This window comes from Methylophilus sp. E2MeOHC9, assembly GCF_058744375.1.
Window position 1 is genome coordinate 328,748 of record NZ_CP196024.1, and the last position, 13,667, is coordinate 342,414.

Sequence of the window (13,667 nt, forward strand, 5' to 3'; positions counted from 1 at the left end):
ATCCATATGGTGCCCGACTAATAAGTAAACTCAGCGTAAAACTTGATGTTTCGACCAGCGCCCGGCAGCCCTAATGTTCCGGCAAACCCACCGTCCAGATTATAAGCTTTGTCGCCTAAGTTCTCCCCCACCAATCTGAAGGCTACGTTGCGGCTGGGCGCCCATCTGGCACCCGCATTAAATAGTTCATAACCATCCTGCGTACCAAACGTGTATTGCGGCGGCTGGCTTTCTAACACCTGCCGCTCGGCCACTTTGCGATAGCTGAAATACAGGTCCCATTCATTGCCGATGCGTGCGCCCAAAGTCAGGTTGAAAGTATTTCCAGGCACTGTGTATAAGGGAAAGCTCTGCGTTGGCAGCGTTACTGTTCCTGATATACGTGAGTATCCCACGCGTGCGTAAAGGCTTTGATAATAGAGGCTGTTCTCGAACTCCCAGCCATTTCGGACTTCTTTACCATCTTGCGACAATACGGTAACGGGGTTGCCACCAGTGACAGCCGAAGTAATCAGATTGCTGGTATGGATATGATAAAAAGTGGCTTTGCTATTCAGTTGAATCTGGCTATCAAAGAGATTATTGTTGAAATAACTAACGCCAACCTCTGTGTTTTCTGAGCGCTGCGCTTTGTAGGTATCATCACAGGATTGCCCAACTGGACATGCGCTAGTACTAATAGGTACACCTGCAATGCGCCCACCATTGGTAAAGTACTGATACTCCATTGAAGGAGGCCTGAAGCCTTGACCATAATTGGCAAACAAACTGAGTTGCTTGGGTATTAAATCATATGCCAACCCCAGACTGGAGGTACGCTCTTTTAGTCGGATCGTATCATCCTGGTCTGCCGTACGCAGCCCAGTAAGGGTGTCATCAATCGCCTTGATGGTCACATGATCTTCCCGAAAACCAGGAATAATGCTTAGCGCGCCCCACTCTAAACGAGGCTGTATATAAAAGGCTTCCGTCGTCTTTATCCCTGAAACAGGGATATAGCCAGTAAAGGCTGCTAATGAGGCAGGGTTCTGGAAATCAAGATTCACAGTACGTTTTTGATCAATATGCTGATATCCAGTCAACACTTTCAAATTTAAATCATCAGACTCGTACACTCTTGCAGTATTGGCGATATCTATCGTGGTATTTTTAAAATTGTAAATCTCGAGGCGATCACCACGGCAGTTGCTCGCGGATTGTGCCGCAGTAGAAGCATTATTATTATCGATTCGACGTCTGGTAAAGCCATCGCAATAATATGTACCGGCATTTGCCAGCGCATTTCGTGGCCAACCAAATGGGTTAGTCTCATCGTTTTCGGTATGCCCTTGACCAAACGTGGCTTTTAAATCTATCCAGCGATTATCGGGCTTATAGATGATGTTTTCCGCAATAGTCAATTCATCAATAGCCCTCAAAACATAGCCAAACTGGGCATTAAATTCACTGATTGAGTCATAGAGCTGAATCGTTTTTCCCTGCTCATACTTGACTATAGATGTTGTTAACTGCAAATCTTCCGTTGGAAAAAGACTCACTTTCAACAATTGCGAGAGTGAACTGACTGCAGAATATCGCAGATGCTCACCGTCTCCTTGCATAATGTCACCAGAATTTCGATTGGTGTAGTTGTATAAGATATCAACCATTTCATGTGGACGTGCATAGGCTATATACGATCTCGTGTACTCGTCGTTATTGCTGCCGTAGCCGAATTTCAATTTGGCCCCGAACTTCTGGCCTGGTGCTAGCAAATCAGCAGCATCCTTTGTGGTCGCCAGGATTGTGCCGCCAAGTGACCCTGAACCACTGGCAATTTGTGGCCCACGTTGCACCTCAATCGTCTTAATTAATTCCGGCTCAATAAAAGTGCCGCTCATGCGATATTTCTCAAAATTCTTTTGCACACCATCGACCTTGATGGCGACATCTTCGTTATCGCTAAATCCACGAATATTGAAAGACATGCCGGTCAACCGAGGGCCTCCATCAATGCTGACACCTGGCACATCGCGAACTGCATCAAATATATTTGAAGGCTGTGATCTTTCGATATCTTGAGTGCTGATGATAGTAATCGATTGCGTTTTATTGATGCGCTCGTCCTTCACGCGTGTGTCATTTACTTTCACTTCGGGCAACACTGCGGGTGTGTCTTTATCGCTCGCTGCTGCAGACTGTGACTGATTGTCGACTTTCTGGTCAGTAGCGGCTGAGGGCTTTTCTTTTTGATTTATCACTGTTTCTGAAAATGCAGGCTGCGTAATCAACATTGAAGCAGCAGTTGTAAGCAGTAACAAAGAGTTAGTGATGGCGGGATATTTCATGATGGTGACTTTGCTCAGCCTGGAGTCAGATGCGCTTGTGCATATACAAAACCGTAGTCTCTTAACTAGCCAGCTTTGGATTACGGCAGCTTTTTTTTATAAAAAAATCTCCACTACAGCAACATGCCATAGTGGAGAAGCCTATTCACCTGAAGTGATCAAGCTCTTTTTGTTTTACGTCTTGCTACAAGCCCCATCAGCGCCAATCCTACAAACATCATGGCGAATGATTCTGGCTCTGGCACAGGCGTGGCCGGAAGGACAGAGCCTGTTACTTGTACAGTTGCTACAGCCAACTGATCCAGGCTGGTATGCGCTGTCAGATCGTTCCAAGTGAATGTATACAAATCAGCACCGGCGACATTGCTCCATTTGTAGTAGAACTCGTACTCGGCATCAACTTGGCCAAATTGCACACCATTCTCATGGTAGTAAGTTCTCTCATAGAGAGTCGCCGCTACACCATTGAGAGAAGCTGTCGTTGAAGGAGGTAATCCCATGGTGGCGGCACGTAAATAAACATCAAAAAATCCGCCAGTCGAACCGGCCAGACTTACGCTATAGGCAGTTGCATTCTCTTGCCAGCTGTAGATATTGGAAGTTGAAGTGATGATAGGCGTACCAGTTGCCTTTAAAGTACCGCTGCCAGCGACATCTGGAGTTGCATCGTAATAGGTCTTGGCGCCGGCATTAGCACTCGTCCAGCCGAATTCGTTCCATTCAGCATATTGAGCTGTGACAGAACTACCCCATGGAGTACCTGTTGAATCCCATTCGTCCATAGCGGCATATGCGCTGCTGCTCAATATTGCATTCAGTACAAGCGTCAGCGCTGATAACTTAATAGATAGTGACATGATTGTTACCTCATAATTAATGCGCCTGATCGTGCTTGCCAGGGTAGACGCGCTTGATGATTTAAGTGCGACTGGTGACACTGACCCGATCTATGGCAAATTGCCGAGATCACAGGGGCCGTTGACTGTTTCAACGGCCCCTGTGATTTTCAGACAGACGATTAAACTTGGTTACGGCGACGCGCTACGAAACCGAGTAAACCAAGGCCGACCATTAACATGGCATATGACTCTGACTCAGGAACTGCGCTTACAGCCACCACCTGGTTAAAAACGTCACTTTGAGTTAAACGTGCTGCGTAAGTTTGGCTATGCTCTACTACATCAAAAGTGATGTTGAAAGAGGCAATATTGCTATAGCTGCTCAGATCCCATTGGAAAGCATACAAATTGACCAAGATAGGCTCTGTACCAGTAGGCATATCAATTGTGCCGTTCTCCCCCTGGGCGCTCAATTCTGCCCAGCCTGCGGTCAATGTAGTCGAGCCGCCGCCAACGAAATTCAGATTCAGTTTTGGTGAGTAGTCAATATTTGTCAGAGCACCGATTGGCAAGCTTGATGCATCGCCTACTGTCGTAGTCCCTGTTGGTGTACCAGGGCGATAAAAGTCATAGCCATTAGCACTGCCAAGCTCTAGCTGAAATACAACGTTGGCCAGATTGTCGATGGCATCTGACTCTGACACGCCCAAAGTACCGCCCTTAGCGTTGAATTGATTGGAGAAAGAAATTGCGTAGAGGCCGTCACCAGCTGGATAAGGGCCAAAACCATTACCGTTAGCGAACTTGTTCAGTCCGGCGGTCGAATTTCCGCTATAGGACTTAACTTGTGAGGCAATGGCTTGAGGCCATGGATTAGTTGAGCCAAACACAGAAGGGTAACCTGTGTTACCAGCGATATTGACAGAATTACCATCGACTACTTTGGTTTTGCTGGTGGTTGTCAGGTTATACCAGCCATCATCTTTTGTATTGCCGCTCAAAGATTTAGCGACTGGAATAGCATCTTGAATCCCTGTAGCAGCAAAAGCTGTGGTTACATTCAAGCTAAATACTGCTAACGCAGCAATAGCCAAAGGCTTGAAATTTAATTGATTAATCATTTTTATCTTCTCCAAAGTGATACGGGCATATGCCCACCAATCCAGCCGCCTTCTCACAAAGCTGGCCAGCCTGCTCGTTTGCAGCAAAGGCTGCCCGCACGACATTAGCCATGCAGTAAAACGAATCTGCTGTTACGTTGAGTATTTGGTTGGATGACGGAGAGAGATGTTAGAAACGAGCCGACCTCTACAACCACGCTTTAGGAGCGTGGCGCCATGGATAATGCCGTTGACCCTTCCTCATGAAGGCGCTTGCGGGCGTAATACTCAACTTAACATTTCCACGGCCTCATACCGTCGGAATTTTGGGGAGGCTCCCCAGGTTTAATACGAACTACTTGCTTGGTGAGTTTTTACTCACTGCCTGATCATCTGCAGCAGCTTCAAAATCCACTACAAATCTATATTGCTTACCACAATCGATAATGACTTCTTTTTGACCGCGCTTTAAAAAACGTATATCGACCTTGATACTGCCAAAACCATCATGTGCGATGAGCTCATCTAGCAACTCAATCAGCCTAATTTTAACTGGTGCATTTGTAACTAACATGCGCGTACTTTAAGACAACTCAATAACATATGCAAATGATAACAATTATCATTTGCATTTTCAAATGAAATTCACACCTTATATAGCGATGAATGCATTTTTTACAAAAATTAATCTTTATCCAAGAATATTAATGTGATCTTTTAAGGAATTATTCTTGAAAGACGCGAAAGAATCAGTACGCTTGTGAATGAGCTCACAAATATTTCGGAGGTGACAGGGTCAAATAAAACAGCGTTTTTACTAAACCTTTGTGTTCACGTGACACATTTCTTAAGGCTGCGGCATGGTTTGTTTAAAGCTTGGGCGCTTGACCAGTACACCATAATGTTTGGCCAGGTTGGGAAACTTCTCCTGCCAGTATTTACCTTCCCATTGCGTGCTCTTGAAACGCAGATCGATGTAACCCAGCGTAGTACCCAAGGCGATATCGGCCAGGCTGAATGTTTCGTTGACACACCATTTTTTCTTGAGCAAATCGTTATCCAGAGCCGTCAGGCCAGCAATGACTTTCGCCATTTGCTTTTCTATCCATGCGCCAGATTGCAAAGTTTCTACCTTGCGTTGCTCTTGCATCACGGCAACCGCTGCATCACAGACACCATCAGCCAGCGCCTCCCAGCGGCGCACTTTCATTTTGGCCAGATGGTCCTGCGGAATTAGATGCGCCACTGGCGTGCGGTGATCAAGGTATTCGACAATGACACGGGAATCATACAGCGCTTCGCCATCATCCAGCACCAGCACAGGCACTTTGCCTAACGGGTTGTGTTGGTTCACCGGGCAATCAGGCTCAGAAAGCACCACACTGGTTAATGTCAGCTCCACATGTTTTTCGATAGCGACAATGCGGACCTTACGTGCATAAGGACTGTTTACCGTATATAAAAGCTGCATAGTGAGTTAGCCAGAGTGAATAGAGATGGTTTTTGGGGAAAAAGCCCGCAACGAAATACTGATGTTTTTGGGTCGCTATTTATTATAATAGCTTTTGGCATGGGCTTAGAATGGCACATGCAGAATTTTTCAAATCATGTAGATACCCTCATGGCACAATCCAAGCTTTATCACACCTTGCCCGCTTATTTAAATGCCAGTTTGATCGCAGCACAGGTCAAAGCTACCCTGGCTGAAGATATGGGTCATGGCGATCTCACCGCAGCATTGATTCCAGCCGGTACGCGTGCCTCAGCCACTATCATCAGCCGCGAAGAAGCAGTCATTTGCGGCTGCGCCTGGGTGCAGCAATGCTTTGAGCAATTGGACCCTACCATTAGCATAGACTGGCAAGTCGCCGATGGTGACCGTGTAACACCCAACCAGCCGCTTCTGGTGATCAATGGCGATGCCCGCGCCATGCTCAGCGCTGAGCGCCCGGCTTTAAACTTTTTACAAACACTGTCTGCCGTAGCTACGCATACCCGGCAATATGTAGATGCCATTGCCGGGTTGCCAACCCAGGTATTGGATACCCGCAAAACATTGCCGGGACTGAGATTAGCGCAGAAATATGCAGTCCTCACCGGTGGTGGTGCCAATCAGCGACTGGCGCTGTACGATGGCATACTCATCAAAGAAAACCATATTGCTGCAGCCGGCTCGATTGCCGCTGTGCTACAAGCGGCCTTTGCATTACAGCTCACCGATAATATCCAGATCGAAGTCGAAACACTGGATGAATTACAACAAGCCCTGGATGCAGGTGCAAAAAGTATTCTGCTGGATAACTTTACGCTGGATGATTTGCGCCTAGCGGTGGCAACTAACCAAAAACGTGCCTTGCTGGAAGCCTCGGGCAATATAGATTTAACCACCGTGCGTGCGATTGCCGAAACCGGCGTTGACCGCATTTCGATTGGTGGGTTGACCAAACATATCCAGGCAATTGATTTGAGTATGCGGATTCAGATGGCTTTGTAGATTGTTTAGATCAACGCTTTGATATAAACGCCACCAGCTATCAACACTGATGCGTTGGTAAGTCATAAACAGCTCGCTTTTTGCCACTAGCCGAGTTAACTCACTTAAACGCAAGCGTGATCGCTTAACGAAATGTGACCATTCCTGCCACTTTTCAATGGCATGAGTCTTGCATCACCTGCAAGTCCCCCTGCCAGCATGTGACATGAATAGTCCAACCAAATTTTTACTGCCAAAAGTAATCCACACCTTGCGCCTGTCTGACTTGCTGCGTTTATTAGTCACGCATGGCCGGGTTGAGAAAGCATTGGCAGAAAAACTGCACCAGGACCGCAAGCGTGACAGTTCAAAACTCCACCCGATTGTGATTGTGGCCGAGCAAAAATGGCCCGATCTGCAAAAACCATCCCAGCTACTGACCGTAGATGCACTCACCCGCTTTGTCGCCGAGAAAGCCGAAGTCCCTTTTTACCAGATCGACCCGCTAAAGCTGGACTTTAGCGCAGCGGCACAAATCGTTTCACAGGCGTATGCCGAACGCCTGCGCATTATGCCGATCACGGTGAAAGCGGGTGTAGCCACCATTGCCACCGCAGATCCGTTCCATCAGGAATGGCTGCCTGACCTTGAGCGCATGCTCAAGCTGCAAATCCAGGTGGTGATGGTGAACCCGCTGGATTTGCAGCGTTACCTACCCGAGGTCTACCAGCTTTCAGCTGCGATCAATTCTGCCAATGCGGCCAAGGCCGGGCAGATCGTTGGTGTACAAAATTTTGAGCAGTTGATCGAGCTGGGTAAGGACCGCCAGCTTGATGCGAATGAACAGCACGTGGTGAATATCGTGGATTGGCTGTTTAAATACGCCTTTGAGCAACGCGCCAGTGATATCCACCTGGAACCGCGCCGCAATATGGGGTTGATGCGCTTTCGCATTGATGGTGTGTTACACCAGGTGTATCAACTGCCCAGCAATATCATGAACGCGATCACCAGCCGCATCAAGCTGCTGGGCCGTATGGATATGGTAGAGAAACGCCGTCCACAGGATGGCCGTGTCAAAACCGTGAGTGGCGATGGCAAAGAGATCGAGTTGCGTCTCTCGACCATGCCAACCGCTTTTGGCGAGAAGCTGGTGATGCGGATATTCAAACCGGATATCCTGGTGCAGGATTTCCAGTTGCTTGGCTTTTCCAAACGGCAGAGTGATCAATGGGCGCAATGGACGCATCAGCCGAACGGCATTATTCTGGTTACCGGGCCGACCGGCTCAGGCAAAACAACCACCTTGTATACCACCCTTAAGCAACTGGCGACTGACGAAGTCAACGTGTGTACGGTGGAAGACCCGATTGAGATGATAGAACCTGCATTTAACCAGATGCAGGTGACACAGAATATTGGCCTGGGCTTTACGGAAGGCATACGCACACTGATGCGGCAGGACCCGGACATTATCATGGTCGGCGAAATCCGCGACCAGCAAACCGCAGACATGGCGATCCAGGCTGCGCTGACCGGGCATTTGGTACTTTCAACATTGCACACCAACGACGCACCCTCTGCCATCACCCGCTTGCTAGACCTGGGCGTGCCTGCTTACCTGATACATTCCAGCTTGCTTGGCATTATGGCGCAGCGCCTGGTGCGTACATTGTGTCCGCATTGCAAAACTGAGGGTGAGATTTCTGATGATGAATGGGCTAGTATCACCCGCCCATTTAAAGCGACCAAGCCACACAAGGTCATGAAAGCCGTCGGTTGCCAGGAATGTCGCCACACCGGCTATCGCGGGCGTACCGGCATTTATGAAATGCTCACGCTCACGCCAGCCATCCGTAAACTGATTACGCCAGAAACTGACCTGCTGCAACTACGCCAAACTGCAACACAGGCCGGGCTGCAGCCATTGATGTTGAATGGGGCGGAAAAAGTAGCCGCGGGCATGACGACGGTAGATGAGGTTTTAAAAGTCGCGCCACCGATTGAAATGGATTAATCATTTTTTCTGATGCCGCATGGGCAACAGTCACTGATAGCGCAATGCTTCAATAGGATTTAACCTGGCCGCTTTTCTGGCCGGGTAAAAGCCAAAGAAAATGCCTATGCTCACGGCCACACTAAAAGCGATGAGCACCGATTGACTGGAGACGATCACCTCTGCTTGCGTGAACACGCTCACCAGCACAGCCCCACCGACACCTATCACAATGCCGATCAGGCAGCCGACAGTAGAAATCATGATGGCTTCGAGCAGGAATTGCATGAGGATATCGCGCTCACGGGCACCGATAGCCATGCGCACACCGATTTCGCGGGTACGCTCAGTCACAGAGACCAGCATGATATTCATGATGCCTATACCGCCCACCAATAACGACACCGAAGCGATGGCACCCAGCAATAAAGACATGGTACGCGCGGTTTCAGCGGCCGAATTAGCGATAGCCGTCAGGTTGCGTACCGAGAAATCGCTATCGGCACCCTCACGGATATTATGGCGCTGATTGAGCAGGCCATTCAGCGCATCTTCCACCATGCCCATCACCGCATCGGACTCGGCCTGCACAATAATCTGCCGCACCGAGCCGGGTAGCTGGTTACCGAATAGTTTTCGCTGCGCCGTGGTCAACGGCACAATAATCGTATCATCCTGGTCACGGCCGTCCAGCGTCTGGCCTTTGCTATCCAGCACCCCCAACACCACGAATGGCCGCTGATTGATGCGTATGGTTTTCCCGACCGGGTCTACGTCATCATCGCCAAACAGGTTCTGCACCACGGTTTTACCCAAGAGCGCCACGCGGGTGGCAGAACGGGTATCCGAATCGAGAAAGGGATATCCGGCTGACAAGCTCCATGACCTGACATCCAGGTAACTGGCGGTGGTGCCTATGATATCGGTGTTCCAGTTGCTACTGGCATACACCACCTGCCCCTTGCCGGTCGTCACTGGGGCGACACCAGTCACGCCATATAATTCGGTTATCGCATTCGCGTCCTTCACGTTCAACGAAGGCGCATTACCGGTGGCTGAACGCGCACCGCCAATCCTGGGTGGTCCAGACAACACCACAAATAAATGGCTGCCCATTGCATTGATAGAACGCTTCACCGAAGCCTCGGCGCCCTGGCCTATCGCCATCATCAATACCACAGCGCCAACGCCTATCACCATGCCCAGCATGGTCAGGAAGGTGCGTAACCGGTTAGCGCCCATGGCGTGCCAGGCCTCGCCCAGCATGGCGCTAAACATGGCAAACCCCGACGAATATAAAGTATTGAGAAAGAGGCGCCATCAAACCACCCGCCCAGTCTGTGATTGATGGCTGGTATCTTCAACCACCTTGCCATCCAGGAAGCGGATCTGGCGCCTGGCATGTTCGGCAATATCCGTCTCGTGCGTGACCAGCACAATGGTAATGCCTTCCTGATTCAGTCCATCAAAAATCGCCATGATCTCTTCACTAGTAGTGCTATCCAGGTTACCGGTTGGTTCGTCGGCGAGGATCAGGCGCGGTTGGTTGACCAGTGCCCGGGCAATGGCCACCCGTTGCTGCTGGCCGCCCGATATCTGATTGGGGCGTGATTGCATATGTTTGCCCAGGCCCACCTTATTCAATAACTCACTGGCCCGGGCATGCCGCTCTTCTTTGCCCAGCCCAGCATATACCAGCGGCAACGCAACGTTATCCAGCAAGCTGGATCGCGCGAGCAAATTAAAGCCCTGGAACACAAAGCCTATGGTTTTATTACGCACCCTGGCGACTTCGTCCGCGGCCATGGTGGCGACGGCATAGCCATCCAGCACATAACTCCCCGCGGTTGGCATATCCAGGCAACCAAGTATATTCATAAAGGTCGATTTGCCAGAGCCGGATGGCCCCATGATGGCGACGTAATCGCCCTGAGCCACTTGCAGATTCACATCTTCCAGCACGGGGAATGGCCCGGCGGGCGTTTGGTACGCTTTATAGAGATGATTCACTTCAATCACGTGCTGTTGCATGGTGCGTGCTGGCCTAAAACATTCTTGGGCCGCGTGGGCCACTATTGTTGCTCGGTGCTTTGCCCTGGCCGTCGGCCTGCAGCTCGCTGACAATGACCTTGTCACCTGCCGCCAGCCCTTCGCCGGTGACAACGGTGGAGCGACCATCGGTCATGCCGATATGCACGCGCACCATTTCAGGTTTGCCTGCTTTTAACACGTACAGTTTACCCATCGCCAATTCATGACCGCCGTGGTGTTTCTCCCGTCCACCTCTGCCTGAACGGCCTTCTGCCCCTTCTTTACCAGGCCGGTTTTTCCAGTCTTTTTTACTCTCACCAGCGGCGCCTGCAGGTTTTTGATCCAACGCTTTCTGATCTGCCTCAGCCAGTTTTGGCTTGTAGCGCAAGGCAGCATTTGGCACCAGCAAGGCATGGCGCGCACGGTCCACAATAATGTTCACATACGCCGTCATGCCGGGCAGCAAAGTCAGGTCAGTGTTATCCACCGACACCACTGCGTTATAGGTGACCACATTGGAAGTGTTGGTCGAATTCAGCCTGAGTTGCTTCACCACACCATCGAAATTACGATCAGGGAACGCATCCACATTAAAACTGACTTTCTGGCCCTCTTTAATTTTGCCGATATCGGCTTCGGCAAAACTGGTATCGATCTGCATTTTTGCCAGGTCCTGTGCAATCTGTATCAGGGTCGGTGTCTGGAAACTCGCTGCCACTGTTTGTCCGACATCCACCACGCGATTGACGACCACGCCCGATACCGGCGAACGGATAATACTGAAGTTGAGGTTGGTCACATCCCGCGCCAGCAAACCACGTGCGGTTTCCAGCTGTGCTTTGGCTGATTTGAGTACCTGCACCGCCGTATCCAGTTCCTGCTTGGAGACATATTCCTGCCCATACAATTCACGCATACGTTTTTCATTAGCGACCGCCAGCTCTACCGTGGCTTCATTGTTTCTGACGCTGCCTTTTGACTGTGCGATCTGCGCATTGAAAATCGCATTATCCAGCTCCATCAATACCTGGTCTTTTTTAACCACGTCGTTAAAGTCGACATAGATTTTCCGCACAATGCCGGAAACTTGCGTACCCACACTGATCAGGCTGACCGGGTTCAGCGTGCCATTGGCGGCAACGGTCTGCTCGATATTGCCTTCTGTGATTTCGTCCAGCCGATATAGGTCTTCCGGCCGGGGTTGGTGTGTCTGCTTGTAATACAGATAACCGGCAGCCGCAACGCCAAGCAGCAAGAGCACAACCAGTATTTTTTTGATGCTTTTCATAGTGTCAAATCCGCTTAATTATTGGAGGCCGCTGTGCCTGGTAATGACTGGATCATGGCATGATCAAGCGACCCCATCGCCTGTGCCAGCGTTGCGCGCGCCACATTCGAATTGAGTCCGGCCTGGATATTCTGCTGGCGTGCGCTGGCCAGCGCACTCTGTGCATTCAGCGTATCAATAATATTGCCGACACCCGCTTTATAGCGCCCCAATGCGACGCGGTAGGATTGCTCGGCACTTTCCAGCAAGGTGTTGCTGGCAGTCATTGATTGCAAAGCGGTGCGCAGATTCTGGTAAGCGCCCCAGACATCCAGTGAAATCTGCAAACGCAAGCGGTCACGCTGGGCAGCGCGTAAATCGGCGGTCGCCTCAGCCGCACGAATACGGTAAGTGGGCGCGTAACCGGCAAAGATCGGGATAGCCACCGTCACCCCCAGGGTGGTTGCACTATTACCGGCCAGTTGAGAACCATCCTGCAAACTATTGGAAACACCAATCGAAATGGTCGGCTTGGTCAATGCTTTACTGGCATCAATACTCGCTTCAGCCGCTTTCACTTGCGCTTCGCTGGCAACCAGGTCCGGACGCCTCTGCCCGGCTTGCTCAATAAATACCTGCACATCTTCAAGAATATGCGGTGGGGCTTCAGTAGCGCTATTCGCCAACACAATGCTGCGGTTGGCAGGCAAGCCCATGATATTGGCCAGGTTGCCGTATGCAATTTTAAGGTTACCCTCAATGGTAATGCGCTGCAGGGTCAATTGCGCATAAGCGGTCTGCGCTTGCAACTTGTCAGCCGGCGTCGCCACGCCCGCCGTGTAGCGCGCATTCGCTGCCTTGAAGCTTTCCTCCCCAGCCCGCTCGGCTTCACGTGCAGCGGCTAGCGCGGCAATATTGGCCTGCACCTGGTAATACGAGATGATAGTCGTCAGCAATATGTTCTGTACCGTGCTGCTTTGCGTAGCACTGGCTGCCAGTAACAATTGCCGCGCATTTTCCAGATTGGCTTTACGATTGCCAAAATCATAAAGCAGGTAACTAGCCACCAGATTGTTAGACACCGTCATGTTTGGATTGCTACGCGTAGCCAGTTGCGGACTGAAGACACCCGCATTGCTGCCCAGGGTATCGGTCACCACCGGCAGATAAGCCGATTTAGCCACGCCCAGTTGCGCCGCCTGAATGCGCGCGCTGGCCCAGACTTCATTTGTTTGCGGATTGTTGCACAGGCTGATATCAGCTACGTCAGCCAGGGTTAACGCCTGGTCCAGACGCACCTGGCCACACGTGTTACCAGCGTAACCACCAGGTATTTTAGGCAGGGTATTTAGTTGCGTGTCCAATGGATCACCATCGTTGTACCACAGCGACTCCTGTGCCTGTGCCCATCCGGTCAGGCATAAGCATGCTAGAAATACAAACTTGCAAAGGATATTCAAATCATTCACTTAGGGAAACCAGATGCGCTATCTTAATGGAGAGGGATGACCACTGAAAGAGAGGGATACACTTTGATACGTTTAAGGCTTTTCTATCGTATCTTAATTAAAGCTTTAAAAACGAGATTATTTAGTGATGGACAATATCCTAATCGCACGTGAAAAAACCGCTAA

At 50.2% G+C, this 13,667-nt stretch carries 11 protein-coding genes; 2 read left to right on the forward strand and 9 right to left on the reverse strand.

Annotated elements, in window-relative coordinates; all coding sequences use genetic code 11:
* Positions 1–17: 17 nt before the first annotated feature.
* From ACSSVF_RS01600 to ACSSVF_RS01620, 5 genes are all read right to left on the reverse strand, one after another.
* Positions 18–2,327 carry a TonB-dependent receptor domain-containing protein gene (locus ACSSVF_RS01600; RefSeq protein WP_492404952.1) on the reverse strand — a complete coding sequence of 770 codons (2,310 nt, stop codon included), beginning with the start codon at positions 2,325–2,327 and terminating at the stop codon, positions 18–20.
* 158 nt (positions 2,328–2,485) lie between these two features.
* Positions 2,486–3,184 (reverse strand): PEP-CTERM sorting domain-containing protein, encoded by a 699-nt coding sequence (locus ACSSVF_RS01605; RefSeq protein WP_492404953.1) that lies wholly within the window; start codon positions 3,182–3,184, stop codon positions 2,486–2,488.
* A 161-nt stretch (positions 3,185–3,345) separates the two neighbouring features.
* Entirely contained in the window at positions 3,346–4,287 is a 942-nt protein-coding gene (locus ACSSVF_RS01610) for a PEP-CTERM sorting domain-containing protein (RefSeq protein ID WP_492404954.1), read from the reverse strand.
* Between the two features lie 334 nt (positions 4,288–4,621).
* Positions 4,622–4,840 (reverse strand): hypothetical protein, encoded by a 219-nt coding sequence (locus tag ACSSVF_RS01615; protein ID WP_492404956.1) that lies wholly within the window; start codon positions 4,838–4,840, stop codon positions 4,622–4,624.
* 273 nt (positions 4,841–5,113) lie between these two features.
* Entirely contained in the window at positions 5,114–5,737 is a 624-nt protein-coding gene (locus tag ACSSVF_RS01620; RefSeq protein ID WP_492404958.1) for a glutathione S-transferase N-terminal domain-containing protein, read from the reverse strand.
* A gap of 150 nt (positions 5,738–5,887) precedes the next feature.
* Between ACSSVF_RS01620 and nadC the strand changes: the two genes are divergently transcribed.
* Both nadC and tfpB read left to right on the forward strand, forming a co-directional pair.
* A complete protein-coding gene (nadC, locus tag ACSSVF_RS01625; RefSeq protein ID WP_492406288.1) occupies positions 5,888–6,760 on the forward strand; it encodes a carboxylating nicotinate-nucleotide diphosphorylase in 873 nt (290 codons plus the stop codon).
* Positions 6,761–6,965: 205 nt separating this feature from the next.
* Entirely contained in the window at positions 6,966–8,756 is a 1,791-nt protein-coding gene (gene tfpB / locus ACSSVF_RS01630) for a type IV pilus assembly ATPase TfpB (protein WP_492404959.1), read from the forward strand.
* 30 nt (positions 8,757–8,786) lie between these two features.
* Here the strand turns inward: tfpB and ACSSVF_RS01635 are convergent, their stop codons facing one another.
* The 4 genes from ACSSVF_RS01635 to ACSSVF_RS01650 are packed head-to-tail and all read right to left on the reverse strand — an operon-like array spanning position 8,787 to position 13,487.
* Positions 8,787–10,013 carry an ABC transporter permease gene (locus tag ACSSVF_RS01635; protein ID WP_492404961.1) on the reverse strand — a complete coding sequence of 409 codons (1,227 nt, stop codon included), beginning with the start codon at positions 10,011–10,013 and terminating at the stop codon, positions 8,787–8,789.
* A 42-nt stretch (positions 10,014–10,055) separates the two neighbouring features.
* The gene (locus tag ACSSVF_RS01640; protein WP_492404963.1) at positions 10,056–10,766 is read right to left on the reverse strand and encodes an ABC transporter ATP-binding protein; all 711 of its coding nucleotides are present in this window, start codon (positions 10,764–10,766) and stop codon (positions 10,056–10,058) included.
* Between the two features lie 13 nt (positions 10,767–10,779).
* Positions 10,780–12,054 (reverse strand): efflux RND transporter periplasmic adaptor subunit, encoded by a 1,275-nt coding sequence (locus ACSSVF_RS01645; protein WP_492404965.1) that lies wholly within the window; start codon positions 12,052–12,054, stop codon positions 10,780–10,782.
* A gap of 14 nt (positions 12,055–12,068) precedes the next feature.
* Positions 12,069–13,487 (reverse strand): TolC family protein, encoded by a 1,419-nt coding sequence (locus tag ACSSVF_RS01650; RefSeq protein WP_492406289.1) that lies wholly within the window; start codon positions 13,485–13,487, stop codon positions 12,069–12,071.
* Positions 13,488–13,667 lie beyond the last annotated feature (180 nt).